This window comes from Synechococcus sp. CBW1004, from assembly GCF_015840715.1.
Classification (GTDB): Bacteria; Cyanobacteriota; Cyanobacteriia; order PCC-6307; family Cyanobiaceae; genus Cyanobium.
The window spans coordinates 1-26,490 of sequence record NZ_CP060397.1 but is presented as its reverse complement, the minus strand read 5'-3'; the positions used below and the strand labels follow the sequence as shown (position 1 = coordinate 26,490).

General features: G+C 67.3%; 24 protein-coding genes. 17 read left to right on the top strand and 7 right to left on the bottom strand.

From position 1 onward, the window contains the following. Positions 1-211: 211 nt before the first annotated feature. The 4 genes from H8F25_RS00120 to H8F25_RS00105 all read right to left on the bottom strand — a co-directional run bounded on the left by H8F25_RS00120 (position 212) and on the right by H8F25_RS00105 (position 5,115). Positions 212-1,933 (bottom strand): ferredoxin:protochlorophyllide reductase (ATP-dependent) subunit B, encoded by a 1,722-nt coding sequence (locus H8F25_RS00120; protein WP_197211521.1) that lies wholly within the window; start codon positions 1,931-1,933, stop codon positions 212-214. A 653-nt stretch (positions 1,934-2,586) separates the two neighbouring features. After that, positions 2,587-3,855 carry a ferredoxin:protochlorophyllide reductase (ATP-dependent) subunit N gene (locus H8F25_RS00115; RefSeq protein WP_197211520.1) on the bottom strand — a complete coding sequence of 423 codons (1,269 nt, stop codon included), beginning with the start codon at positions 3,853-3,855 and terminating at the stop codon, positions 2,587-2,589. A gap of 125 nt (positions 3,856-3,980) precedes the next feature. Next, positions 3,981-4,451: a hypothetical protein gene (locus H8F25_RS00110; RefSeq protein ID WP_231596949.1), complete on the bottom strand. Its 471-nt coding sequence runs from the start codon at positions 4,449-4,451 to the stop codon at positions 3,981-3,983. A 361-nt stretch (positions 4,452-4,812) separates the two neighbouring features. After that, complete coding sequence (locus H8F25_RS00105; protein ID WP_197211519.1) at positions 4,813-5,115, bottom strand: hypothetical protein; 303 nt, start codon at positions 5,113-5,115, stop codon at positions 4,813-4,815. A gap of 365 nt (positions 5,116-5,480) precedes the next feature. Here H8F25_RS00105 and H8F25_RS00100 point away from each other — a divergent pair, with 365 nt between their 5' ends. Further along, positions 5,481-6,290, top strand: a complete 810-nt coding sequence (locus H8F25_RS00100) for a BMC domain-containing protein (RefSeq protein ID WP_197211518.1) — start codon at positions 5,481-5,483, stop codon at positions 6,288-6,290. Between the two features lie 18 nt (positions 6,291-6,308). On the opposite strand, the gene H8F25_RS00095 is transcribed toward H8F25_RS00100, so the two are convergent. Next, the gene (locus H8F25_RS00095; protein WP_197211517.1) at positions 6,309-7,223 is read right to left on the bottom strand and encodes a histone deacetylase; all 915 of its coding nucleotides are present in this window, start codon (positions 7,221-7,223) and stop codon (positions 6,309-6,311) included. A gap of 153 nt (positions 7,224-7,376) precedes the next feature. Beyond that, positions 7,377-8,018 (bottom strand): non-canonical purine NTP pyrophosphatase, encoded by a 642-nt coding sequence (locus tag H8F25_RS00090; RefSeq protein ID WP_197211516.1) that lies wholly within the window; start codon positions 8,016-8,018, stop codon positions 7,377-7,379. A 795-nt stretch (positions 8,019-8,813) separates the two neighbouring features. Between H8F25_RS00090 and H8F25_RS00085 the strand changes: the two genes are divergently transcribed. The 16 genes from H8F25_RS00085 (at position 8,814) to cbbX (ending at position 25,048) form a co-directional block, all read left to right on the top strand. Next, positions 8,814-9,818 carry a sodium-dependent bicarbonate transport family permease gene (locus tag H8F25_RS00085; protein ID WP_197211515.1) on the top strand — a complete coding sequence of 335 codons (1,005 nt, stop codon included), beginning with the start codon at positions 8,814-8,816 and terminating at the stop codon, positions 9,816-9,818. 40 nt (positions 9,819-9,858) lie between these two features. After that, positions 9,859-10,140: a transcriptional regulator gene (locus H8F25_RS00080; RefSeq protein WP_197211514.1), complete on the top strand. Its 282-nt coding sequence runs from the start codon at positions 9,859-9,861 to the stop codon at positions 10,138-10,140. Positions 10,141-10,578: 438 nt separating this feature from the next. Further along, positions 10,579-10,890: a BMC domain-containing protein gene (locus H8F25_RS00075; protein ID WP_015107695.1), complete on the top strand. Its 312-nt coding sequence runs from the start codon at positions 10,579-10,581 to the stop codon at positions 10,888-10,890. 63 nt (positions 10,891-10,953) lie between these two features. After that, positions 10,954-12,366: a form I ribulose bisphosphate carboxylase large subunit gene (locus H8F25_RS00070; RefSeq protein ID WP_197211513.1), complete on the top strand. Its 1,413-nt coding sequence runs from the start codon at positions 10,954-10,956 to the stop codon at positions 12,364-12,366. 181 nt (positions 12,367-12,547) lie between these two features. Next, the gene (locus tag H8F25_RS00065; RefSeq protein WP_197211512.1) at positions 12,548-12,889 is read left to right on the top strand and encodes a ribulose bisphosphate carboxylase small subunit; all 342 of its coding nucleotides are present in this window, start codon (positions 12,548-12,550) and stop codon (positions 12,887-12,889) included. Between the two features lie 197 nt (positions 12,890-13,086). Then, complete coding sequence (locus H8F25_RS00060; RefSeq protein ID WP_197211511.1) at positions 13,087-15,558, top strand: CsoS2 family carboxysome shell protein; 2,472 nt, start codon at positions 13,087-13,089, stop codon at positions 15,556-15,558. A gap of 7 nt (positions 15,559-15,565) precedes the next feature. Beyond that, positions 15,566-17,320: a carboxysome shell carbonic anhydrase gene (locus H8F25_RS00055; RefSeq protein WP_197211510.1), complete on the top strand. Its 1,755-nt coding sequence runs from the start codon at positions 15,566-15,568 to the stop codon at positions 17,318-17,320. 1 nt (position 17,321) lies between these two features. Continuing rightward, positions 17,322-17,600, top strand: coding sequence for a carboxysome peptide A (locus H8F25_RS00050; protein WP_197211509.1), 279 nt, complete (start codon positions 17,322-17,324; stop codon positions 17,598-17,600). Continuing rightward, complete coding sequence (locus H8F25_RS00045) at positions 17,600-17,851, top strand: carboxysome peptide B (RefSeq protein WP_197211508.1); 252 nt, start codon at positions 17,600-17,602, stop codon at positions 17,849-17,851. The genes H8F25_RS00050 and H8F25_RS00045 overlap by 1 nt, the downstream gene beginning before the upstream one ends. A 295-nt stretch (positions 17,852-18,146) precedes the next feature. After that, positions 18,147-18,677, top strand: a complete 531-nt coding sequence (locus tag H8F25_RS18015) for a BMC domain-containing protein (protein WP_304623263.1) — start codon at positions 18,147-18,149, stop codon at positions 18,675-18,677. Between the two features lie 5 nt (positions 18,678-18,682). After that, positions 18,683-19,147 carry a ferritin-like domain-containing protein gene (locus tag H8F25_RS00035; RefSeq protein WP_197211506.1) on the top strand — a complete coding sequence of 155 codons (465 nt, stop codon included), beginning with the start codon at positions 18,683-18,685 and terminating at the stop codon, positions 19,145-19,147. Positions 19,148-19,295: 148 nt separating this feature from the next. Next, complete coding sequence (locus H8F25_RS00030) at positions 19,296-21,158, top strand: NAD(P)H-quinone oxidoreductase subunit F (protein ID WP_197211505.1); 1,863 nt, start codon at positions 19,296-19,298, stop codon at positions 21,156-21,158. A 3-nt stretch (positions 21,159-21,161) separates the two neighbouring features. Further along, on the top strand, positions 21,162-22,670 hold the full coding sequence (locus H8F25_RS00025) for an NADH-quinone oxidoreductase subunit M (RefSeq protein ID WP_197211504.1): 1,509 nt from the start codon (positions 21,162-21,164) through the stop codon (positions 22,668-22,670). A gap of 1 nt (position 22,671) precedes the next feature. Further along, positions 22,672-23,814 carry a CO2 hydration protein gene (locus H8F25_RS00020; RefSeq protein ID WP_197211503.1) on the top strand — a complete coding sequence of 381 codons (1,143 nt, stop codon included), beginning with the start codon at positions 22,672-22,674 and terminating at the stop codon, positions 23,812-23,814. Between the two features lie 36 nt (positions 23,815-23,850). Then, a complete protein-coding gene (locus H8F25_RS00015; protein ID WP_197211502.1) occupies positions 23,851-24,105 on the top strand; it encodes a 4a-hydroxytetrahydrobiopterin dehydratase in 255 nt (84 codons plus the stop codon). Continuing rightward, positions 24,092-25,048 (top strand): CbbX protein, encoded by a 957-nt coding sequence (gene cbbX / locus H8F25_RS00010; protein ID WP_197211501.1) that lies wholly within the window; start codon positions 24,092-24,094, stop codon positions 25,046-25,048. Before H8F25_RS00015 ends, cbbX begins: the two co-directional genes overlap by 14 nt. Positions 25,049-25,059: 11 nt before the next feature. Here cbbX and dnaA read toward each other — a convergent pair whose 3' ends face one another. Then, complete coding sequence (gene dnaA / locus H8F25_RS00005) at positions 25,060-26,490, bottom strand: chromosomal replication initiator protein DnaA (RefSeq protein ID WP_197211500.1); 1,431 nt, start codon at positions 26,488-26,490, stop codon at positions 25,060-25,062.

Genomic DNA, 26,490 nt, shown 5'->3' with positions numbered 1-26,490 from the left:
GCTTCGCCTTGACGAAGGATCGCGCTCCTCTGGCTCGCTGATACGCCAGGTCGGTCTGCTGACGACCGCATCGGGCCGTCGCGCTTGAGGCAGGGCGACGGGGGTTCATGCACCTCCGATCTGTAGACACCGTGGCAAGCGCCAGGACGGCGGGCTCCACTCACTCCCGGATGGGCCGCAACAGGCTGGCGCCCAGCGATCAGGCCTGGCTTCAACGACTGAAATGGGCCTTGGCGTCGTACAGGGTTTCGGCGTCGATCACGGCGATGCCGCGCTCGCGGGCGAAGGTCTCGGTGTTGCGCCTGACCTTGCCGCGCACGAAGAAGGGGATCTTGTGCAGCTCCGCCTCACCATCGGTGCTCCAGGTCGGTTGGTCGCCGGCAGCCACCGCGGGTGCCTCCACCAGCGCCACGGCTGTTCCAGATGCAGTGGCTGATTCCATCGCACCAGCGGTGGCAGCGGCCACCGGTGCCAACAGCGTGGCGGTGCCGCCGCTGGAGCTCTGGCCGGAAGCAGCCGCCATCGCCATCCCCTCATGCGCCGGATCGGCGGCCGGGGCCATCGAAGGAGCCCCATCTCCGAGGTGGCTGCGGTGTCCGTCGACGAACTCGAAATCGTGGCGGAACATGCCAATCAGGTGCTCCTCCAGGCCCATCATCAGCGGATGCACCCAGGTGTCGAAGATCACGTTCGCCCCCTCCCAGCCCATCTGGGGCGAATAACGGGCCGGCACATCCTGCACGTGCAGCGGTGTGCTGATCACGGCGCAGGGAATGCCCAGCCGCTTGGCGCTGTGGCGCTCCATCTGGGTGCCGAGCACCAGCTCCGGCACCGCCTCCGCCATCGCCTTCTCCACCGCCAGATAGTTGTCACTGATCAGCGCCTCCAGGCCCATCTCCTTCGCGGCAGCGCGCACCTCGCGGGCCATCTCGCGGCTGTAGGTGCCCAGGCCCACCACCTCGAAGCCCATCTCCTCGCGGGCGATGCGGGCGGCGGCGAGGGCGTGGGTGCCGTCGCCGAAGATGAACACCCGCTTGCCGGTGAGATAGGTGGAATCCACTGATTTCGAATACCAGGGCAGGCGCGAGCGGCGCTGCTCGATCGCGGTCTCGGGGAGCTCAAGCTCCAGAACCCGCCCGAGCTCCTGCAGGAAATCGCAGGTGGCGTTGATGCCGATCGGCACTGTGCGGATCGTCGCCATGCCGAAGCTGCGCTCCAGCCAGCTGCACAGCGTTCCCGCCACCTCCGGATAGAGGCAGACGTTGGCGTCGGCCGTGGGGATGCGTCGCAGGTCGGCCGGCCTCGCCCCCAGCGGCGCCACCACCGTCACCTCGACGCCATGCTCCGCCAGCAGCCGCGTCATTTCCGCCACGTCATCGCGGCAGCGGAAGCCCAGCAGGGAAGGCCCGAGGAGGTTCACCCGCGGCCGGCGGCCCTCCTCCTTCCAGCGCGTGGGAGAGGGCTTCGGCGTTCCCGGCGCCGGCATGGCGTTCTTCAGCAGACCGCGCACCAGTTGATAGAAGGTTTCCGCCGCTCCCCAGTTCTCCTTCTTCGAATAGGCCGGCAGCTCGAGATTGATGATCGGCAGATCTCCGAAACCCATCCCCATCGCCAGGGCGCCAGGCTGATCCTGAATCAGTTCGGCGGTGCAGCTTTCGCCCACCAGCAGAGCCTCCGGCTGAAAGCGTTCCACCGCGTCCTTGAGCGTGCGTTTGACCAGGTCTGCCGTGTCACCGCCCAGGTCACGGGCCTGAAAGGTGGTGTAGGTGACAGGCGGCCGGCGGTCACGCCGTTCGATCATCGTGAACAGCAGATCGGCGTAGGTGTCGCCCTGAGGGGCGTGCAGCACGTAGTGCACCCCCTCCATCGAGGTGGCGATGCGCATGGCGCCCACGTGAGGGGGGCCTTCGTAGGTCCAGAGGGTGAGTTCCATGCGGTGCCTTGCGGTGTGACGAGGTGTGTTGGGAGCGCTGGCTGAGGAGTCGGGAGGCGGTGGCTTGAGGGCTCCTGCGGTGCGCGTTGGTGGGTTCCGGTATTTCTGACTTTTTCTTGCTCTCAGGTGCTCACGCCGGCTGCCCTGGCGGAGCAGCCGGCGTGAGCACCTGAGGGGAGGGGGGAGCGAGAACCACGGTTGAGGCCGGGAGGTGGATCAGAGCGGCAGGGATCGGGGAAATCCTTGTCTGCTGTCCAGCTGCTGTTTCGGCGGCCCTGGCGGAGCCGCCGCCTGGAGGCCCAGGGGTGGGACCACGAAGCAGGAGCGGGGCTGGCAGAACCGCCGTTGCAGGGTTCTTGGAGAAGCGCTGCGGACGAGCTGCTGGTCGGCGATGACGGTGAGCGAGGAGATCACGCAGGGGGGGCAGGAATCAGGTCCCAGAGGCGATGGCTGAGGGCGAGGGCGGGGAATGGGTGGTCTCCGCGGGAAGCGGGCAGCGTCTGGAAGCGGAGGCGGTGCTGGCGGGCGAAGGCGTGGCCTGAGGAGGACCGCGGCGAGCGAATCAGCCAGCGCAGAGGCGGATCGGGGCGAGGTCAGTCCTTGGTGTCGGGCTGGCCATGGGACTTGATCAGCAAACGGCTGGGCCATGGCCTTCAGGCGAAGTGCAGCAGTCCTCTCCGGCGCAGGGGGCGGGCGAAGAGTTCGGCCAGGTCGCCGGCCTGGTCGCAGCCGTGGATGGGACTGAACACCAGCTCGATCGACCACTTGGTGGCGATGCCCTCGGCCTCGAGGGGATTGGCCAGGCCCAGACCACAGACCACCAGATCGGGCCGGGCTGCACGCACCCGCTCCAACTGCTTCTCCACGTCCTGGCCCTCGCTCAGCTGGGTGCCGGGCGGCAGCAGCGCCTGCTCGGCCTCCATCAGCTGCCGATCGAGATAAGGAGTGCCCACCTCCACCAGCTCCATGCCGCACTCACGGGCCAGGAAGCGGGCCAGGGGAATCTCCAGCTGTGAATCGGGCATCAGGAACAGGCGCTTGCCCGCCAGCACCTCACGGTGGGGCGCCACCGCCCGACGGCCCCGCTCGACGAGCGGATCGAGCACCGAAGCGACCACGGCCGGATCGATGCCGAAGGCGGCCGCCGCCGCCGCCATCCAGTCACGGCTGCCCTCGACCCCGAACGGATAGGGGGCGCGGATCAGCTCGGCTCCGCGATGCACCAGCGCCCGGGCGGTGCCGCTGAGGAACGGCTGGGCCAGAAGCACCTTTGTGCCGGGCCCCACCGGCGGCAGCTCGGTGGAACGGCGCGGGGGCAGGCTGCGCACCACCGGCAGGCCCATGCGGCCGAACAGGGAGACGAAGCGATCCTCCACCGCATCCGCCAGCGTGCCGGCGATCAGCAGCTGCGGCTCCTCGCTGGAGGGCATCAGCGGCAGCAGGGCCTGCAGGGCCTCGTCTTCCCCCTGGGTGAAGGTGGTCTCGATGCCGCTGCCCGAGTAATTGAGCACCCGCACGCGGCCTCGGAACTGCTCGCTCAGCCGCTCGGCAGCCCGGGAGAGATCGAGCTTGATCACCTCGCTGGGGCAGGAGCCCACCAGAAACAGGGTGCGGATCTCGGGGCGCCGCTCCAGCAGGTCGCGCACCAGCCGGTCGAGCTCGTCGTTGGCATCGGCAAGGCCGGCCAGATCGCGCTCGCCCAGGATCGCCGTGCCGAAGCGCGGTTCGGCGAAGATCATCACGCCCGCGGCGCTCTGGATCAGGTGAGCGCAGGTGCGCGACCCCACCACCAGGAAGAAGGCATCCGGCATGCGCCGGTGCAGCCAGACAATCGAGGTGAGGCCGCAGAACACCTCTCGCTGACCGTTCTGCTTGAGCAGATCAGGAGCAACGTGTGTCGCGTCAGCGACGGAGACGACCATGGACGGATCACTCCGGCGGAAGATGTGTCAGGGCTAGCGGGGCCGCCGGCCCCCATGCCGGAGCGCTTTACAACTGTTCGGGATCAGAGCCTGGCTGTGGGCGGATCCGCACCGAAGCCGGCGCCTCAGAGCCGGCGGCGGAAGCCCTCGCCGAACTGCACCACTGAACCGGAGGACTCGCGGGCCTCAGCGCTGCGGCTCAGCTTCCAGACATTGCGGCTGATCCGACGGGCCCGCACCCCACCGCGCTCGACCAGATCGGCACCGGGGCGCGCTCCCAGCAGCCTGGTCACCTCGGCGGTGGTCAGCGGCGCACCGGTCTGCACCGCCAGCTGGATCACCTCCAGCCGCTGGCGCAGCGAAGCCAGATCGGCGGCTCCCTGCGGCTCCTCATTCCAGACCCAGGTGGGAGGTTCACCGCTCTCGCGCTGACGGCCCATCCACCCGAGGGCGAGGCAGGCCAGCAGCTGCTCGGGGCCGAGGCCCTGCTGTGCGGCCTGAGCCAGCCATTCGGCCGCGCGCACGGAGTCAGATTCCCCGGAAATCGTCTCGGCCGCGGCGGCTTCCGCGGGGCTGGCGCTGCGCTTCTCGGCCATCGGGAGAAGATGTGAAGAATTGGGCGGACCGTACCGGCGCTGCAGGTTTGCGCAAGGGGGCCTGATCCTTGACCCCTGGGGATCCGTCCAGCCCCTGTCCTGCGGCATGTCTGCGATCCCGCAGGCCGCTGGCAGATCCTCATCTGCCAACCGCGGTGCGACGCATCCGCAGACCGCCTTGCAGCCGATCGGCACAGGGCCGCGCTGTCCGGTCGCACGCTCGCCACGGCCAACGCAGCAGACCGCTCATGCAGCTCCCTCGCTCTCCGTCGGGAGACGACTGAGCAAGCGAGTGGGGCGCCGCGTCGCTCAACAGCGTGAACGGCAGCGCCGGGACCCTCGTCCGAGGGGAAGGGAGCACTCAGCTGCGCCGCAACCAGCCGGGCGCCCCGCCGAACCACTCGCCCAGATCATCCTGGCCGGGGCGATGGCGTTCCTCCGGATCGGCCGGGCCCAGATTCAGGTCGTCCAGTAGGCGGTCCAGGCCGGTGAGCGGCCCGGTCTGAGCACGACGGCGCCGGGCCTGGCGAAGCCAGCCGGCCACGGTGGCATTGCGATCGGCATGTTTCTGCAGCTCGATGCGCTCCTGCAGGCTCACCGGTTCGTCGCGGCTGATCCGCGCCAGGATCGATTGCAATCTCAGACGGGTGGACGGGGTGAGCATGGCGACACCACCAGGAATGGCGCCTTGCTAGCGGCCATGCCCAGAGACGGCGTGGCGGTCGTCACCGAATCGCCGGGGCTGTCAGGGGAAACAGACGGCCGCGGCGTAAGATCGCTGCGCCTGAAGCCCTGCCGGCCGGTCACGGTCTGCCCCGGTTCTTCCGGTTGGCCACTGCATCCGCCATTCCAAGTGATGGCGAACGGCGGCATCACGATCTGCAGCTGCAACGTCCGTTCCAGCCTGCGGCCTCCGTGTTCAGAACGAACAGAGACGGCTCGGCGCTCGATCGCCAGCTCCATTGCGCCGGCGGGGAGTTCCCAGCCGGCCGTCCAGCACTCTTCGCGGAGGTGACGCCCCGGCGCCTGATGGATTCGAACTTCCGCCCCCTCAGCGCCGAAGACCGGGCCGTCAGCCGCCGCCGCCGCGCCCTGCAGGGCGACCGGCCCCTGATCACCGGCACCGAGGTCAATGCGATCGTCGGTCGCTCCGGTGGTGATGGCGCCAGCTGCGTGATCACCACCGACAGCGAGAGCCATCGGCTGAGGCAGTCGAGCCACGTGCAGTCGATCGAGCTGCGCACCTACGTCTTCCTCGATTCGCTGCAGCCCCAGCTGGCGGCCTACATGGGCACAGTCAGCCAGGGCTTCCTTCCGATCCCCGGCGATGCCTGCCTCTGGCTGGAGGTATCCCCGGGGATGGCCGTGCACCGTGTCACCGACATCGCCCTCAAGGCCAGCACCGTGCGGCTCGGCCAGATGGTGGTGGAGCGGGCCTTCGGCTCGATCGCGATGTACCACCGCGATCAGAGCAACGTGCTCCACTCCGGTGAAGTGGTGCTCGAAGCGATCGGCAGCAGCGTCGACCAGCGCAGCCGCTGTGAGGTGACCTGGACCGAGATCATCCGGGCGATCACCCCGGACCATGCAGTGCTGATCAACCGCCAGAACCGCCGCGGTTCGATGATCCAGTCCGGGATGAGCATGTTCATCCTTGAAACCGAGCCGGCGGGCTATGTGCTGATCGCCGCCAACGAAGCCGAGAAGGCCTCCAACATCACGGTGGTGGACGTGAAGGCGGTCGGTGCTTTCGGCCGCCTCACCCTGGCCGGCCGCGAAGGCGACGTGGAGGAGGCAGCGGCCGCGGCGATGCGGGCCGTCTCCCAGATCAACGGCTGAAGCCTGGGACTGCGGCCATCACAGGCCCATCAGCAATCCCACCTCCATCGCGGCACGGAACACCAGGCTGTGGCGTTCGACGAGCGCGGCCAGATCGTCGTAGCCGCCGCCGATCACGGTGGCCACCGGCACGCGCCGGCGGAGGCACAGTTCCAGCACCAGCCGGTCGCGCTGCAGCAGGCCCGCATCGCTGAGGCAGAGGCGGCCGAGCCGGTCGTTGCGATGCGGATCCACGCCAGCGTTGTAGAGCACCAGATCGGGCCTGACCTGGCTGAGCAGATCCGGCAACAGATCCCCCACGGCGGCCAGATAGGCCTCGTCCTCCATCCCGTCAGGCAGGGCCAGATCGTGGTCGCTGCACTGCTTGCGAAGCGGGAAGTTGGAGGCGGCGTGAAGCGAGAGGGTGAAGACGCGCGGATCGGCGGCGAAGATCGCGGCGGTGCCGTCGCCCTGGTGCACATCCAGATCGACCACCATCACCCGACGCACGGCCGCTTCGGCCAGCAGCACGCGCGCCGCCACGGCCACATCATTGAAGATGCAGAAGCCACTGCCGTAGGTCGGGAAGGCATGGTGGGTGCCACCGGCCAGATGGCAGGCCAGGCCGTGGCGCAGGGCCAGCCTGGCGCTGAGCAGCGTGCCCCCGACGGCCAGCCAGCTGCGGCGCACCAGGGGGCGCGTGGCCGGAAGGCCGATGCGGCGCTGCTCGGCGGCGCTGAGCTGATCGCTCGAGAAGGCCTGGTGGTACGCACGCGGATGCACGAGCTCCAGGGCCCGGCGCGGGATCGGCAGGGGCTGATGGATCTGATCCGGGCGGGCCAGTCCCTGCTGGCAGAGGGCCTCATGCAGGAGGCGGAACTTGGCCATCGGGAAGCGATGGCTGCTGGGCAGCGGCGCCGAATAGGCCGGGTGGTAGACGAGCGGAGGCCTCATCAGCAGCAGGGTCCTGGCAGACGAGAGCCTCAACCCTCCCAGCGTGACAAAGCTTGCGCGGTCCCGGAGGCCCATCCCACGGGGCATGTGGCGCACGAGGCCATGGCACGCGGCGACAGCGCTGTCGGTCGAGGACTGGCGCCGGCGAGGGGCTCAGTCGTCGAGGCCCAGACAGTCGCGCAACCGGGGCGCCATCGCGCGGGCGGCGCGGCCACGGCTGCCGAAACGGCTCTTCTGAAAGGCGTTCAGCTGGGCATAGCTGGCGCCGGCCCCACGCACGTAGAAGATCGGGTCGTAGCCGGGGCCATGGCCCTGGGGGGCGCGCAGCACCAGCCCGCGGCAGATGCCCTCCGATTCCGCGACCGTGATTCCATCCGGATTGGCCAGAGCCATGGCGCTGATGAAACTGGCGCCTCGATACAGCGAATCACCCAGTTCGTGCAGCAGGCGGTGGATGCGCTCGTGATCGGTGGGGGCATAGCGGGCGGAGAACAGCCCGGGCCTTCCGCCGAGAGCATCGACCTCGATGCCGGAATCATCGGCGAGGGCCCAGCAACCGGTCAGCGACGCGACGGTTTCTGCCTTCAGACGGGCATTGGCGAGATAGGTGTCGCCGGTTTCCTCGATTTCCAGATCACGGGGCTGACCCGCCACCCGCAGGCCGGTGGCATCGAGCATGGCGGCGATCTCCTCCACCTTGTGGGGATTGCCGCTGGCGATCACCAGGGTGGGGGTGCCACTGACGCAGGAAGCCTGCAGCGGCGCGGGCAGCGGCGGCGAGGCCTCTCGCGACATCGACCCGACAATCCCGCTGACGGGGCCATTGTGTCGCATCACCTGAGCAAGCTCCGGCGCTCAACCGACCTCCCCAGCCCTGCTTCGCACCCGGGCCGCAGGGTTCCCAGCAGGCTCCCTCCCCCGCAACGCTGGCGGGCCGGCAGCACGCTGCAACAGCCGTGCAGCCCACCGGCACAGCTGAGCGCAGAAGCCGCGCCCGCACCGAGTGCCATGCAGGCTCTTCAACAGCCATGGACGCCGATCCGCCCCTGGCACGGCCTGTCCCTGCAGCCCCTGTCACGCCTCCTGATCCTCCACCAGCCAGCACGTCTGCTCCGGATGACAGCACCGCTGACCAGCCCAGCCAGCGCGAGTACGGCAGGTGCCCAGTCGTGACCGCGCTGTCAGTCAGCTTCAAACGAGCAGGAGTGCTTCCTGAACCAGGATCCATCCCCACCCCGCGCCCTCTGCCGCACACCCACCGGCCACGAAACCCACCACCCCCGCCCCTGCCCCACGCGGGCTGCTCCGCCAGGGCAGCCCGCGTGGGGCAGGGGAAAACTGACAAGCCCAAAAACGCCAGACCCCCAAAGCCCCCACAACATCCAGCTTCACTTCAACAAGCCCCCCAGGGCCCAAGGGGGTGAGGCAGGACGGGTTGAACATTCCACCCCCGGAAACTCCAGGGTTCCTGCCTCGGGCGAAGAGTAGGGAAAGCCTGCGAGGTCGGCCGGTCCGGCGATCAAGTTTCAGCAGCCGCTGACGTCCCCTCCGGCGCCCGCCGGTAGTTTGCGGGAAGCGGAGTCGATGGGGATGGAATCCAGCCTGATCATTCAGAACCTCGTCTCTGCCCCGGTTCTGTTTTTCTTCCTGGGGGTGCTGGCGGTTCTGGTGGGCTCCGATCTGGAGATCCCGAGCCCTCTGCCCAAGCTGTTCTCCCTCTATCTGCTGCTGGCCATCGGCTTCAAGGGCGGGCTGGAGCTGGCCCACAGCGGCCTCGGCCCTCAGGTGCTGCTCACGATCGGGGCAGCGGTGCTGATGTCACTGCTGGTGCCGATCTCGAGCTATCTGGTGCTGCGCACCCGCCTGGATGGCAGCAATGCCGCCGCGGTGGCGGCCTCCTACGGCTCGATCAGCGCCGTGACCTTCATCACGGCCCAGAGCTTCCTGACGGTGCTTCATCAGGACTTCGACGGCTTCATGGTGGCAGCCCTGGCCCTGATGGAATCGCCGGCGATCGTGGTGGGCGTGGTGCTGGCCAAGCTCGGCACCGGCAACGGCGGGCACGATCGCAGTGGGGAATCCGCCGGACTGGCCTGGAGGGAGGTGCTGCAGGAGGCCTTCCTCAATGGCTCGGTGTTTCTGCTGATCGGCAGCCTGGTGATCGGCTGGCTGGTGACCAGCTTCAGCCCCAGCGGCGTGGAGAAGATGGACCCCTTCACCGAGAAGTTGTTCTACGGAGCCCTCTGTTTCTTTCTGCTCGATATGGGGTTGGTGGCGGCACAGCGCCTGCAGGATCTGCGGCGTGCCGGCACCTTCCTGATCGGATTCGCCGTGCTGGCACCACTGGTTCACGCGGCCCTCGGGCTGCTGATCTCCATCCCGCTGGGGCTGAACCAGGGCGATACCCTGCTGTTCATGGTGCTGTGCGCCAGCGCCAGCTACATCGCTGTGCCGGCCGCCATGCGCATGACCGTGCCACAGGCCAACCCGAGCCTCTACATCTCGACGGCTCTTGGCGTGACCTTCCCCTTCAATGTGGTGGTGGGAATTCCGCTCTACATGAGCGTTATTCAGCATGTGGTGCCAGCCTCATGAGCAACGGCCGCTGCCTTTCAGTTCCATCGCTGCTGCTTCGATGAAACGGATCGATCTGTTCGTGAGTGAACGCGAGGTCTCCAGGGTCTGCCAAGCCCTGCGCAAGGCCGGAGTGCCTGGATACTCCGTGATGCGTCACGTCACGGGCATGGGCCTGGCGGGTGAGATCTCCGAAGCCATGGACTTCAGCGGCCTGGGCGCCAACGCCCACGTGATCGTCTTCTGCCCATCGCAGCAGGTGGACCAGGCCCGCAGCGCCCTCCGCCCGCTGTTCGAGCTCTTCGGCGGGGTGGGATTCGTCTCCGAGGCCGAACCCTTCTGAAGCGCGCGATCGCCTCCGGCATAGATCAGGAGGCGTGGGCAGACCGAAAAACGACCGACGGCACTCGGTGTGACCGGGAGAAGCCGCCGGCGCAGAACGCGACGCCCAGCACAGAGGGAAAGAAGAAGAGGAGGTCGACGCCCGCACAACGACGCCTGCGCGGGCCCCAGCGGGACGCCTGCGGGGTGACGAGGTCCAACGCCGGCCGAGGGTCCTGGCCAGGACGAGACGCTGGCACAGGCACTGCGGAGGCTGGGCAAGGCGGAACCATTCCGCAGAGCCCAGGTTTTCTTACGTTTTGTGTGGCTCGGATAAGCCCGTCTTATTGCACCATCTGGTTTCCTTGATGGCGACGGATCGCGAAACGGCTTGACGGGGGGTCACACGGCCGAGCAGGGTTGCACCGAACATTCCACCCCCCTCCTCCAGGAGCAGGTAATGGCAAACGAAACCATGGGCATCGCCCTCGGCATGATCGAGACCCGCGGCCTGGTGCCCGCGATCGAAGCCGCAGATGCCATGACGAAGGCCGCCGAGGTGCGCCTGATCGGTCGGGAGTTCGTCGGTGGTGGCTACGTCACCGTGCTGGTCCGTGGTGAAACCGGCGCCGTCAACGCCGCCGTCCGCGCCGGCGCCGATGCCTGCGAGCGCGTGGGTGACGGCCTGGTCGCCGCTCACATCATCGCCCGCCCCCACCGCGAGGTGGAGCCGGCCCTGAACAGCAGCTTCGGCCTGGGTTCGAAGGACTGAGCGTTCCGCGCCTCTCGCAGCTGAACCCTCTGATTTCCCACCCGACCCAACCGGAGAACCTCCATGGCCAAGAAGTACGACGCCGGGGTAAAGGAGTACCGCGACACGTATTGGACTCCTGATTACGTCCCCCTCGACACCGACCTGCTCGCCTGCTTCAAGTGCACGGGCCAGGAAGGCGTTCCCAAGGAAGAAGTGGCTGCCGCCGTGGCCGCTGAATCCTCCACCGGCACCTGGTCCACCGTGTGGTCCGAGCTCCTCACCGATCTCGACTTCTACAAGGGCCGCTGCTACCGCATCGAAGACGTTCCTGGCGACAAGGAATCCTTCTATGCCTTCATCGCCTACCCCCTCGATCTGTTCGAAGAGGGTTCGGTGACCAACGTGCTGACCTCGCTGGTCGGCAACGTGTTCGGCTTCAAGGCCCTGCGTCACCTGCGTCTGGAAGATATCCGCTTCCCGATGGCGTTCATCAAGACCTGCATGGGTCCGCCGAACGGCATCCAGGTCGAGCGCGACCGGATGAACAAGTACGGCCGTCCCCTGCTGGGCTGCACCATCAAGCCGAAGCTCGGCCTGAGCGGCAAGAACTACGGCCGCGTGGTGTATGAGTGCCTCCGCGGTGGTCTCGACTTCACCAAGGACGACGAGAACATCAACTCTCAGCCCTTCCAGCGCTGGCAGAACCGCTTCGAGTTCGTCGCCGAGGCCGTTCGCTCCGCCCAGGAGGAGACCGGTGAGAAGAAAGGTCACTACCTGAACTGCACCGCCGCCACTCCCGAGGAGATGTACGAGCGGGCCGAGTTCGCCAAGGAACTCGGGCAGCCGATCATCATGCACGACTACATCACCGGTGGCTTCACGGCCAACACCGGTCTGGCGAAGTGGTGCCGCAAGAACGGCATGCTGCTCCACATCCACCGCGCCATGCACGCGGTGATCGACCGTCATCCCAAGCACGGCATCCACTTCCGTGTGCTGGCCAAGTGCCTGCGCCTCTCCGGTGGTGACCAGCTGCACACCGGCACCGTGGTCGGCAAGCTCGAGGGCGACCGTCAGTCGACCCTGGGCTACATCGACCAGCTGCGTGAATCGTTCGTTCCCGAAGATCGCAGCCGCGGCAACTTCTTCGACCAGGACTGGGGCTCGATGGGCGGCGTGTTCGCCGTGGCCTCCGGCGGTATCCACGTGTGGCACATGCCGGCCCTGGTGAGCATCTTCGGTGATGACTCCGTGCTCCAGTTCGGTGGTGGTACCCACGGCCACCCCTGGGGTTCGGCCGCTGGCGCCGCCGCCAACCGCGTGGCGCTGGAAGCCTGCGTCAAGGCCCGCAACGCCGGCCGTGAGATCGAGCGTGAAGGCCGCGACATCCTGATGGAAGCCGCCAAGCACAGCCCCGAGCTGGCGATCGCTCTGGAAACCTGGAAGGAGATCAAGTTCGAGTTCGACACCGTCGACAAACTCGACGTCCACTGATCCTCTGCCCGTTGAGCCGAAAAGAGGAGGATCCCTTTGCTGATCCTCCTCCTCACCACCAGATCAGCCAGCTGGGATCCACCGCGATCGCATCAGCCTGGCCACGTCTTCCGGAAACGGCTCAACAGCAGGGTGATCCGCTCCCCTTTCCCCGTCATCCCCCTTCACCGCAAGGATCCCCATGCCCTTCAAGAGCACCGTGGGTGACTACCAAACAGTCGCCACCCTCGAGACGTTCGGCTTTCTGCCGCCCTTCACTCAGGACGAGATCTACGACCAGATCGCGTACATCATTGCCCAGGGTTGGAGCCCGCTCGTTGAGCACGTCCATCCCACCCGTTCCATGGCCACGTACTGGTCCTACTGGAAGCTGCCCTTCTTCGGCGAGAAGGATCTCGGTGTGATCGTCAGCGAACTGGAGGCCTGCCACCGCGCTTATCCCGATCATCACGTCCGTCTGGTCGGCTACGACGCCTACACCCAGAGCCAGGGTGCCTGCTTCGTGGTCTTCGAAGGCCGCTGAGAGCGCCAGCTCCGACAAACGGAGGGGGCCCGCCGCCGCGGCGACAGGGCCCCCTTCTGTTCCTCCTTCCACGCATTCAGGTCCCATCCATTCGCTGGGTCCTGAATCCTTCGCAGCCATTCCTTCGAGCCGGCCTGGACTGATGGCCGCTGAACGGATTGCGCTTTGCACCCATCACATCCTTATCTCGGGCGGATATGGCCAGCAATTCGAGTCGTGAAGCAGCCCTGGAGCGGCGCAAGGCCCTCACCAACGGCGGCAAGAAGGCAGCTGGCCGTTTCAGCTCGTCTCCCGGTCGTGTCCGTACGGCTTCCGACTCGCGCCCGAGTCGCACGACCACTCCCGCTCCCTCCGAGGTGATGCTGGCGAGCGCACCCGCGGCCAGCGATCCCTCCCGTCGTCCCGCCGGACGCCCCGGGCGCAGTGCTGCGCCGAGCGCAGCAACTCGGGCGGAGCGCTTCGCCGGCAGCACGGCGGCTGCGAGTTCGCCCGCCGCCAGCGACCCCTCCCGCCGCGCCGCAGGCCGACCTGTGAGCAATCCCAGCCGGGAGCTGGTGCTGGCCCGCCGCGAGGCTCTCTCCAAGCGCGGCAAGCGCGCTGATACCACCCGCGATCGCACCCGCACCGACCTGGGCCGCATCCCCAGCCGCGGCAGCGGGACCTCCGTCGAGGCTGCACCCGCAGCGGATCACAAGTGCAAGTGCCAGGAGCGCGAGGCAGCTCCCGCCGCGATCAGCAGCAACGACCGCCCCTCCCTCTCGGCCTCACTCGCCAGCCGGAGCGGCGCCGGCAATGGCAGCGGTCGCACCCCCCGTCGCGCGGCCCAGCACAACCCCAGCCGCGCCCTGGTGCTGGCGCGCCGTGAGGCACTCTCCAAGCGTGGGAAGTCGGCCAACACCCCCAGCAGCAGCACCGCGGCCACCGTCGCCCGTCAGAGCAGCCCCGATCTCAGCACCCGTGAACTGGCTCAGAAGGTCAGGGAACTCAAGAGCAAGGTGGGGTCTGCAGGTAGCAGCCGCAGCGGCGGCACCCGTCCGAGCGGCCCCAACCGTCACGGTGCCAAGCAGAGCGCCAGTGCAGATGCCCATTGGAAGGTGGGCGCCAGCGAAACGCTCTCGGGCCAGATCGTGACCGGCACCCAGGCCAACCGGTCGGAGAAGACCACCGGCAATGAGGCCGCCACCTGCCGCACGATCACCGGCACCGAATACCTGGGCGCCGAAGTCTTCCAGACCTTCTGCGGCAGCCAGCCGTCCGCCCCCATCCAGCCGGCCAAGGTGCGCGTCAGTGCCACCAGCCACGGCAACCGCGTCACCGGCAACGAAGTGGGCCGCAGTGAGAAGGTGACGGGCGATGAGCCCGGCACCTGCAAGAACGTCACGGGCACCGAGTACATCTCCGCCAACCAGTCGGCCGCCTATTGCGGTGGGGTCAACCCGTCGGTGCGCAAGGTGGGCCGCAGCCAGACCGTGGGCGGTCAGCCGGTCAGCGGCGTGCTCGTCGGTCGCAGTGAGAAGGTCACCGGCGATGAGCCCGGCTCCGGCCGCCAGCTCACCGGCGACCAGTACATCGGGGCCGAGGCTCCCGCTCCGGGTCGCGCCCCCACCAAGGTGGTCAGCCTGCAGACCCTGCGTGGCACCGGCATCACCGGCACCCATGTGGGCCGCAGCCAGCAGGTGACCGGCGATGAGCCGGGCAGCTGCCGCAACATCACCGGAGATGAATACATCGGCAGCCAGCAGTACGACGCCTTCTGCGGCGGACGCCCCGCGCCGGAAGCGCCCAAGGTGGGCTTCAGCGTCACGAATCGCAGCCAGGTGGTCAGTGGCACCCGCACCGGTCGCAGTGAGAAGGTGACCGGTGATGAGCCCGGCACGTGCAAGGTCGTGACAGGCACCCCCTACGCCGGCCTCGAGGAGTCCGGCAACTGGTGCTCCAGCCAGCAGGTTCAGTCGATCCGACAGCGCACCCCCGTGCGCATGGGCACCGTGATGAGCGGCATCCAGCCCGGGATCGGCGGTGTGATGACCGGCGCTGAACGCGGTGCCTGCGAGGACATCACCGGCACTCCCTACGTCGGTCCTGACCAGCTGCAGGAAGCCTGCGCCGCAGCCGCCATCAGCGACGCCGACTTCCCTCAGCCCCTGGATGATCAACCCTGGCAGCGCTTCAGCATCCAGTCACCGGCCCGCGCTGCCCAGGTCTCCCGCGATCGTCGCGGTGGCGTCACCGGTTCGAGCACCGAAGTCGGTGGAGGGCGCGTCACCGGCCCTTTCGCCATGGCCGGTGACAAGATCACCGGCACCGAGCACTTCCGCTTCAACCAGGGTCCCCGCCCCCTGTCCCGCGGTCCCATTCAGGCTGCACCCTCCGCTCCTGTGAGCGTGGATGAAGATGCCCGTCCGGCTTCCCGCGTGACCGGAGAAGGCATCTCTGCCGGGCTGAAGATCACAGGCGATGACTGGGATCGCGGTGAGCGCGTCACCGGCACCGAGGGCGTCTCCGCCCGCAATCGCAACCCGAGCCGAGCCGGAACGGTGATGCCGATGCGCAGCCACGACTACAAGCGCAACCAGGACATCCCCGTCCCCGAGAGCCGGATCACGGGCTCCAGCGGCAACACAGCCGCCGGTTCCCTGATCACCGTCTCCGGTGGAGCCCGCGGCTGATCTGCCCATGCCCCGCCGTCCGGTCCGTCTGAACCGGCCGCTGGCCCCCACGGCCCAGCGCCGTCGCCCCGGTTCCCCCGCCCTTGAGCCCCCCGCTGAATCGGGGGCCTCTCCCACTCCGATCCTGCGCGGCACCGCTGCCCGTCAGGCCCGCATCCAGGCCCTGGCCCAGGCCGCGGTTCCCAACCGCCCGACCGGCCGCACGCGCCCCTCGCCGACAGGTGGTGCATCCTCGGCATCCAGCGCATCGGCGGGGATCTCCCCGAGGTCCTTGCGCCCGGCCGAGACCCTGCAGGTCGCAGCCGCTAACCGGCCCAGCCGCCGTCCCTCGGCACCCCAGAGCGTCGTCGTCGGTGTCTCCCATCCCATGGTCGATGGCATCCGCAACGCCGCCCTGCGCGCCTATGACAGCCGCGTCAAGGACGCCTTCGATCGCATCGTGCCGGTGCTGCAGCGCATCTCCGCCCTGCAGCACGAAGAGGACTTCATCCCCAGGGCTCAGGAACTGGCCCGCCGGGAGCTGGGCTTTGCCCTGCCCCTGCCGGTGCTTGAGCGCGCCTGGGTGACGCAACTGGACATGCGCACCCTGTTCGCCTGGTCGGTGTTCGAGACCTACGAGCAGACCAGTGCCTCATTCTTCGAGGACGATCCACTCGGCGGCCAGGCCGGAAGCGAGGCCGCCCAGGAATTCGACAGCTTTCTCCTCTCCTGCGGTTTCCACCTGCTCGACATCACCCCCTGCGCCGACGGCAGACTGGCTCATGCCATCGCCTATGCGCTGCGGATTCCCTTCAGCTCGGTGCGTCGTCGTTCCCATGCCGGCGCCCTGTTCGATGTCGAGAACACCGTGAACCGCTGGGTGAAGACGGAACATCGCCGCTACCGCGAAAGCATTCCCAATCCGGCCCATGAACCGACGCGGTACCTGAAGGTGGTGCTGTACCACTTCAGCTCGCTCGATCCGGCTCATGAGGGCTGTGCCGCCCACGGCAGCGATGACGCCAAAGCCGCAGGCTGCGGCCTGCAGCGCCTGGATGATTTCCAGACAGCAGTTGAGAACAGTTTCTGCTGTGGTGCCTCCGTGGATCTGCTGCTGATGGGCATTGACACCGACACCGACGCCATTCGCGTGCATGTGCCGGGAATGGACGGCAGCACCAATCTTGAGCGCTGGGTCGACGCCCTGGATGTGCACGAGGCCACCCGCCACCTGAGCGCCGACGAGGGACGGCTGCGCATCAGTGCGATGGTGGAGCAGGCCGCCGCCAGCTCCCCCGACCCCGGCATGGTGCGCCTGGTCTCGCGGCTGCTCGAGCACAACATCTCCCAGATCGACTACGTGCGCGAGTTCCATGGCGGTCATTACAGCGATGCAGGACACGCCGAACGCTTCATCGGCCTGGGAATCGGCTTCAAGGAGATTCACCTTCGCAATCTCACCTACTTCGCCTACATGGATACCGTCGAGGAAGGAGCCGCCGATCTTGATGTCGGTGTCAAGATCTTCCGGGGACTCAATGTCAGTCGCGGCCTGCCGATCCCGGTGGTGGTGCGCTTCGACTACCACGGCAATGTGCCCGGTGCCCGCGATCGGGCTATCCGTCATGGCGAGCGCGTTCTGGCCGCCATTGAAAGCCGCTACGCCGATCTGTTCGGCGAAGGGCTGCTGCATGCACTGCTCACCATTCGCGACCAGGACCGTTTCGTGCCAGCCGAAACGGTTGGCTCCACGATCCGATTCGCGACCGTAGGAGGCCATTGACATGTTGATCTGCAAGGTGCTCAAGCCGTTGGTCTCGACCAACCGGATTCCCGATTTCGAACACAAGCATCTGCAGGTGGTGCTCGATGGCAGCACCAAGAAGGTCGCGGTCGACGCCGTCGGCTGCGTGCCAGGCGACTGGGTGATCTGCGTCGGCAGCTCCGCGGCCCGTGAAGCGGCTGGCAGCAAGTCCTATCCCAGCGATCTGACGATCGTCGGCATCATCGATCACTGGGATCCCGATGCAGGCAAGCCGGCCGATCCGGCCGGAGGCAAATGATGGAAATCATGCAGGTCACCGGTTCCCTGGTGTGCACCCAGCGGGTCTCAGGCCTGGCTCACTGCAACCTGCGCGTGCTGCGCAACACCAAGGGCAAGCTGAGTGTGGGGGTTGATCCTGTCGGCGCCTCGATCGGCAACTGGGTGTTCACCACCAGCGGATCCGCTGCTCGCCTCGCCTGCCCCGATCCCAGCGTCCAGACCGACCTGACCATCGGTGGGATCATCGACTTCTGGGAACCCGATGGCTGAGGCGTTCCCTGTTCCACCTCGGCGCGACCTCCCGCGTCCCCTTCTCCGCCAACCCCTGCCCACCTGAGCGATGGCCAGCCGCACCTCCCGAACCCGAAGCAGCTCCAAGCCGGCGGCCAGCTCCGCTCCCGCCGCTCCCGCCGCTGCCGCTTCGGCCAGCCCGCCCCCCACCGCGGCGGGATCACCACCCGCCCCACCCGCGGCTGCTCCCTCGCCGGCCCCCTCGGCTGCGACGGGAGCCTCCTCCACCTCCTCCACTGTCAGCGCCTCGGCCACTCCAACTCCGGCCCCATCCGTGGCCCCTCCGGCTCCCGCCGCCCTCCCTGCCGCCGGCACCAGCAGCGCCAGCGGTAAGCAAGCCTCAGCCACCCCGGCCCGCTCCACAGGCAACGCGGGACGCGCCGCCCCATCCAGCCGCTCCCGCCGCTCCGCGCCTGCCACGCCGGCAGCCTCCAGGCCCGCCGGTCGCGGTGGCGCCTCCAAGCCTCCCGTTTCTCCCTCCTCCGCCCTCTCTCCCATGGCTCCCACCGTTCAGGGCATCGCCCTCGGCATGATCGAAACCCGCGGTCTGGTGCCTGCCATCGAAGCCGCCGATGCCATGACCAAAGCCGCCGAGGTCACCCTGGTGGCCCGTGAATTCGTCGGCGGGGGCTACGTGACCGTGATGGTGCGTGGCGAAACCGGTGCCGTGAACGCCGCCGTGCGTGCCGGTGCCGACGCCTGCGAGCGGGTGGGCGACGGCCTGGTCGCGGCCCACATCATCGCCCGTCCCCACAGCGAAGTCGAACCCGCCATCGCCGGCACCGGCGCCACCCGCAGGCTCTGATTCCCATGGCCGCCGTTCACCCCCGCGTGCTCGGCTACCTCGGGCGCGCGCTGAGCCTTGAGCTGTCCGCCGTACAGCAGTACATGACCCACGCCTCCCTGGTGGAGTTGTGGGGCGACCGCGAGGCGGCCCAGCGTTTCCGTCAGGAGACGGTGGAGGAGATGCAGCACGCCGAACGTCTTGTGCAGCAGATGCTCTCCCTGGGGGTCGCTCCGGCGGCCTCCCAGCTGCGCCCCGTCAGCCATGCCGCCGATCTGCTGGGGCTGCTCCGTCTCAACGGCGTCCTGGAAACCGATCTGATTGATCACTACGGCCAGGCGGTGCGCTTCTGCGTTCTGATCGGGGACAGCAGCAACGAGGCGTTCTTCCGCGCCCTGTGGGAGGAAGAGCAGCACCATGGCGAGGAGTTGTCGGCCTGGATCCAGACCCTCAGCCCCTACGGCGGCTACGGGGACCGCGCCCGCTTCTGAATCAGGTCGCCGCACCCGACTGACACGATCCCCCCATCCGTGGGATTCTCCCCAGATCCTTCCAGCGGTGTGAGCGGGCCAGCCTCCGTTCGGGGTTCCCGCAGGTTCCTTCCACCTCCGGTCCTCCGGGCCCTTCCCTCCCGTTCCTGTGGCCGAGCCTCTCCCCCTGCCGATTCAGCTCACCTGGCTGATCCCGCTCTACGGATTCAGCGGCATGGTGCTCTCGCTGCCCTGGGCGAGCGGCTGGATCAAGCGCAACGGTCCGCGCCCCGCGGCCTATCTCAACCTGCTGGTGACCCTGCTGGCGGTCCTGCACGGCAGCGTCCTGATCCGCGCCGTGAGCCTGATCGGTCCGCAGCATCTTGATGTCGCCTGGTTCGACGCCGCCGACCTGCACCTGCGCATCGGTTTCGACCTGTCGCTCACCAACCTGGCGGCCCTCGAACTGGTGACGACGATGAGCCTGCTCTGTCAGGTCTTCGCCCTCGGCTATCTCGACAAGGAGTGGTCGCTGGCGCGCTTCTTCGCGCTGGTGGGCTTCTTCGAGGGGGCGATGAGCGGGGTGGTGCTGAGCAGCAATCTGTTCCTGAGCTATTTCCTGCTGGAGATGCTCACCCTCTCCACCTACCTGCTGGTGGGCTTCTGGTACGCGCAGCCGCTGGTGGTCACCGCCGCCCGGGACGCCTTCCTCACCAAGCGCGTCGGCGATGTGCTGCTGCTGATGGGGGTGGTGGCCCTCTCGGCCTGGGCCGGCTCGATGGAGTTCAACGATCTCTATGCCTGGGCAGCCCTGGCGCGTGATCAGCAGCTGATCGGCCCCCTGGCCGGCACAATGCTGGGGCTGGGGTTGATCGCCGGACCGATGGGCAAATGTGCCCAGTTTCCGATGCACCTCTGGCTCGATGAGGCGATGGAGGGCCCGAATCCGGCGTCGATCCTGCGCAACTCCGCCGTGGTCACCTGTGGTGCCTTCGTGCTGCTCAAGCTGATGCCCGTGGTCGCCCTCTCACCGATGGCCACCACTGTGCTTCTGGCCACCGGCAGCATCAGCGCCATCGGCGGAGCCCTGGTGGCGCTGGCCCAGGTGGATCTCAAGCGCGCCTGCAGCTACGGCACCACCTCCTATCTCGGCCTGGTGTTCATCGCCATCGCCCTGCAGAAACCCGGCATCGCCCTGCTGTTCCTCTTCGCCCACGGCCTGGCGAAGGCCCTGCAGTTCATGGCGGTCGGCGGCATCATCGCCACCACCAACTGCCAGGACCTGACCGAACTGGGCGGCATCGGCAGCCGCATGCCCGCCACCGCCCTGGCCTTCCTGGTGGGCAGCGCCGGCCTGGTGGGACTGCTGCCCCTGGGCTGCTTCTGGTGCTACGGGCTGATGCTCGAGAACCTCACCCAGTTCAGCCCCGGCTACGCAGCGGTGTTCCTGCTCACGAACCTGCTCGCCGCCGCCAACGCCACCCGCGTCTTCCGGTCGGTGTTCCTCGGACCGCCGACGCCCAAGACCCGGCGCACCCCGGAAGTGAACTGGCTGATGGCCCTGCCGATGGTCAGCCTCACCGTGATCGTGCTGCTGCTGCCCCTGATGATGCAGCGCATCGATCCGGTGCCCGGCATCGGCGATTTCCCGCTGGCAGTGGCACTGGCCATCGTCATCAGCGGCGCCATCGGCGTGCTGCTGGGATCTCTGGTGCACCTGGACCGGTTCTGGTCACGCTCCAGACAACCCGCCCTGCGGGTCCTGCAGGACCTTCTGGCCTACGACTTCTACACCCCTGAGATCTACCGACAGGCCATCGTCAACCCGGTGGCCTCCCTGGCACGGCTCACCCGCTGGTTCGACATCACCGTGATCAAGGGCCTGGTGGATGGTGTGGGGCGGCTGTCGATGGCCTCCGCCGAGGGGCTCAGATTGGGCGTCAGCGGCCAGCTGCAGAGCTATGTGCTCACCCTGGTGGCAGCGATCGTGCTGCTGCTGGTCACCCTGCAGAGCCTGCGGGAGGTGCTCTGAATCATGCTGCTCTCCTCCCTCCTGCTGATCCCCTTCGCCGGCTGTCTGGCGCTGCTCCTCTGGCCGGGCAGACCTTCACCCGGTCATCTGCGCCTGATCACGATCGCGATCCTGGCGGTGCAGCTGGTCTTCAGCGTGGCCACCGCCCTGGCCTTCGATGGCAGCAGCAGCGGCATGCAGCTGCAGGAGCTGCACCCCTGGCTGCCCAACCTGGGCCTCGACTACGCCCTCGGCGTCGATGGACTGTCGCTGCCCCTGGTGCTGATCAACGGCGCCCTCACCCTGGTGTCGGCGGTGATCACCCGCGACATCGACAAGCGGCCACGCCTCTACTTCGCGATGCTGCTCCTGATCAGCGGCGCGGTGAACGGCGCCTTCCTGGCTGAGAACCTCCTGCTGTTCTTCCTCTTCTACGAGCTGGAGCTGATTCCCCTCTGGTTGCTGATTTCGGTGTGGGGCGGTGTCAACCGCGGCTATGCCGCCACCAAGTTCCTGGTGTTCACGGCCGCCTCCGGGATGCTGATTCTGGGGGCCTTTCTGGGGCTGGCGCTGCTCACCGGCAGCGTCGATTTCAGCCTCACCCCGGTGCTCAGCGACCGTCTCGCGATGGGCGGGCAGCTGCTGCTTCTCGGCGCCCTGCTGGTGGGCTTCGGCATCAAGATCCCTCTGGTGCCGCTGCACAACTGGCTGCCCGACGCCCACACCCAGGCCTCGACACCGGTGTCGGTGCTGCTGGCGGGGGTGCTGCTCAAGCTCGGCACCTACGGGCTGCTGCGCTTCGGACTGCAGCTCTTCCCCGAAGCCTGGGCCAAGCTGGCACCCGCTCTGGCGATCTGGGCCGCGGTGTCGGTGCTGTACGGATCGATGGCGGCGATCGCCCAGACCGACATGAAGCGCATGGTCGCCTACAGCTCCGTGGGCCACATGGGTTACGTGCTGCTGGCAGCTGCGGCCGCCACTCCGGTGAGCCTGCTCGGGGCGGTGTTCCAGATGGTCAGCCACGGGCTGATCTCCGCGCTGCTGTTTCTGCTCGTGGGCATCGTCTATCGCAAGACCGGCAGCCGCGATCTCGAGGTGCTGCGCGGCCTGCTCAATCCCGAAAAGGGCCTGCCACTCACCGGCTCGCTGATGACGGTGGCGGTGATGGCCAGCGCCGGCCTGCCCGGCATGGCCGGCTTCATCTCCGAGTTCCTGGTGTTCCGCGGCAGCATCGGCAGTTTCCCGCTGGCCACGCTGCTGTCGATGGTGGGCTCCGGGCTGACGGCCGTGTACTTCCTGCTGCTGGTGAACCGTGCCTTCTTCGGCCGCCTGGCGATCACGCCCCCCAGCGACCATCCATTGATCGATGCGCGACTGGACGTGCAACTGGCACCGGTGGCGCCGCGTGAGACGATTCCGGCCATCGCCCTTGCCGCATCCGTGGTCCTTCTCGGTCTGGTGCCCTCCAGTCTGGGGCGACTCAGTGAGGCCGCGACCTCGGCCATGGCCCTGCTGTCCTCCCGGGTGAGCTGACATGCCGATCATTCCCGCCGAACTGGTCGTCTCCAACCCGTCGATCGACCGCCAGGAGGTGAAGCGCCGACTGCTGGCCGGGGAAACCCTGCTCACCGATACAGCGGACCACCTGCTGGAAGTGGTGGATGTGCTGCAGAGCTACGGCGTCGTGCTCAATGCCTACAGCATCAATCTCATCTACCAGGCCGAGCGGCAGTTCCTCAATCCGTTGCCGGTCTTCAAATACTTCGACGGCGACCTCAATCCCATCAGGCTGTGGCGGCATCTCAACCACGACCGCATCAACTTCGAGTATGCCGAATACTGCCAGAAGGCGATGTTCTGGCATGCCACCGGTGGGCTGGATGCCTATCTCGACAGCCCCGAATTCGCCGAGAACTGCCGCCGCATCATCGCCGCCAGGCGCCGCCGCGATCCGCTGCTGGCCCTGCTGAATCCCCTGGCGCCTGGCTTCCTGCCGGAACTGATCCGCTCGGCCGCCACCACCCATGCCCTCGGCCAGTTCTGGCGGGTGATGAGCGATCTGTTCCTCGACCTGGCCACCGCCGAACGCGAGGGGCGGGTGGCCTCCATTCCCCAGGTGGTGGACTTCATCCGTAATGGGCTGGTGGCCGCCGCCGCCAACCCGATCACCTATGCGGTCGAGATCGGCGGCGAGAGCCTCTGGGTGCTGCCACCGGAGGCGAATCTCACCTTCCTGGTGGATGTGGCGGTGCCCTACGTCGAAGCGGTGTTCCTGCGGGGCACGCCATTTCTCGGCACCGTCAGCTTCAACGCCCAGGCCCAGCAGATCTCCCCCGACCAGGCCCAGTTCACCTACGGCGCCCTCTACGCCGATCCGCTGCCCAGCATGGGCGCCGGCATCCCCCCCAGCCTGCTGATGCAGGACATGTACCGCCATCTCCCCGAACGCCTGCACCGCTGGTACCGCGAGCGCACCCGTGGCGAGGGCGACGTGCGCGTGAAGATCTGCATGAGCTTTCAGAAGGCGATGTTCTGTGTGACCAACGCCGCCATCAACGGCACCATGCCCCATGCCCTGGGCAGCCCGGATCCGACCCATCAGGCCGCCAATGAGGCCTATGCCGGTGCCTGGGCGGAACGGCTCGGCATCGCCCGCACCGATTGTCTTGCCGCCTGAGGCAGGCCAGCACCAGCCCCGATTTAGGGTGGCCCCATGAACCATCAGTGGAACCCGAGGCCGAAGCCACATCAGGTGGAGTGGCTGGAACGCCGTGTCGAGTTCGAGGACTACGCCAGCAACCGGGCCTTCCTCGATCGCCTCAACGACCTGTGCGAAACCCAGGGTCGGTATCCGGACATCAGCTTCGGCCGGACCTACGTGAACATCACCCTCAGGGCCGAGGCGGAAGGCTCCGGCATCGGCGAGGCTGATCACGCCTTTGCCGCGGCCATCGATGCGCTCCTCTGACAGCGAAGGCCAGGCAGACGTCCCCGGCCAGGAGGCGGACACCACCGTCGATCTGCGCAGCGCCGCCGAGGAGGCCGGCATCGAGGCGGTGCTCCAGCAGCTCGATCAGGAACTGATCGGCCTGCGGCCGGTGAAGGCGCGCATCCGTGAGATCGCCGCCCTGCTGGTGGTCAACCGCGCCCGCCAGCAGGTGGGCCTCGACACCACCGCCCCCAGCCTGCACATGTCGTTCACCGGTCGGCCGGGCACCGGCAAGACCACGGTGGCTGAGCGCATGAGCAAGATCCTGCATGGCCTCGGCTACGTGCGTAAGGGCCATGTGGTGACCGCCACCCGCGACGATCTGGTGGGGCAATACATCGGCCATACCGCACCGAAGACGCGCGAGATGCTGAAGAAGGCGATGGGTGGCGTGCTGTTCATCGATGAAGCCTACTACCTCTATCGACCTGAGAATGAGCGTGATTACGGCGCCGAAGCGATCGAAATCCTGCTGCAGGTGATGGAGAACAATCGCGATGATCTGGTGGTGATCTTCGCCGGTTACAAGGATCGGATGGATGTCTTCTACCAGTCCAACCCAGGCCTCTCCTCCCGCGTCGCCAACCACATCGACTTTCCGGATTACAGCGCTGATGAATTACTGGCGATCGCGCGCCTGATCCTGGCCCAGGAGAACTATCGCTTCAGCGATGAAGCGGTGGCTGTCTTCGGCGAATACATCCAACGGCGCATGCAACTGCCCTTCTTCGCCAATGCCCGCTCGATCCGCAATGCGATCGACCGCGCCCGCATGCGTCAGGCCAATCGCCTGTTCAACCGCATGGGCTCCCATCTCACCAAGCTGGATCTGATGACCATCGAGGCGGAGGACATCACCGCCAGCCGGGTCTTCCAGGGAGAAGTGGAAGGCCTGGATCCCAGTCAACCGATCACCGGTTGAGCCTCCGCCGCTCAGCGACGTTTGCGCGAATCGATCTGCAGCAGATCACGCACCTGCTGAATCTGGCGTGAGAGAGCGGGGTCACTGGCGAGCTTCTTCTCCACCTGATCCACGGCGTACATCACGGTGGAGTGGTCCTTGCCGCCGAAGGCCTCGCCGATGCGCGGCAAGGACAGCTTGGTGTTCTGGCGCATCAGATACATACCCACCTGACGCGCCTGGCTGACGGCCCGCTTGCGGCTGGGGCTGAGCATCTCATCGATCCGCACCGCAAACACCTCAGCCACCTTCTCCAGCACCTGCTGCGGGGTCACCTCCACCTCATTGCCGGCAGGATCGAGCATCGGCGCCACCGACTCCACCGTCATCGGCAGGCCCGTGATCGAGGCGAAGGCCACCGCCCGGGTCAGGGCTCCTTCCAGTTCACGGATGTTGGAGGTGAAGCGACCGGCGATGTAATGGATCAGCTCGCGCGGCAGCATCATCTGCTCCGTTTCCGCCTTCTTGTGCAGAATCGCCATGCGTGTTTCCAGGTCGGGCACCTGGATATCCGCGATCAGCCCCATCGAGAAGCGCGAAATCAGGCGCTCCTGCAACCGGGGAATCTGGCTGGGGGGGCGATCGCTGGCGATCACGATCTGGCGGCCTGCCTCATGCAGCGCGTTGAAGGTATGAAAGAACTCCTCCTGGGTGTACTCCTTGCCCTCGATGAACTGGATGTCATCCACCAGGATCAGATCAGCGGCGCGATAGCGGTCGCGGAAGGCCTGCATCGCATCCTTGCGGATCGCCTGGATCAGATCGTTGGTGAAGGTTTCGGTGCTCACGTAGAACACCCGCGCCCCCGGATCGATCTCCAACCGGTAGTGGCCGATCGCCTGCATCAGATGGGTCTTGCCCAAGCCGACGCCACCACAGATGAACAGCGGATTGAACTCCCGTCCCGGGGCCTCGGCCACGGCCAGAGAGGCGGCATGGGCCATGCGGTTGTTGGGGCCCACCACGAAGCGGTTGAAGACGTAGCGGGGGTTGAGCGTGACGATCTGACGCGGGCCACCGCCCATCGCCGGCCCGACCTGGCGATCCGCGCCCGCGGCCTGAGCCCCCGATGATGCCGGCGGTCCCGCGCCGCCTGCGGACGCAGCGGCGGGCTCCGCAGCCGCCTGCGGAGACAGCTCCTCGAGGCCAGCGGCCTGACTGTCGACGTCGACATCCACCTGGACCGGCCGCTCCGCCAGCTCAGCCGCCAAAGCCTCGATCTCGGCGAGGTAGTTCTTGAGCAGCCAGCCACGGGCGAAGCTGTTGGGCGTCACCACCCGCAGGCGACCGTCCTCATAGCCGCCGCAGCGGGCCGGCCGGATCCAGGTCTCGAAGCTCGGCTTGCTGAGGGTGGCCTGGAGCGCCTGCTGGATCCGGTGCCACAGCTCTTCGCCCTGCTGCAC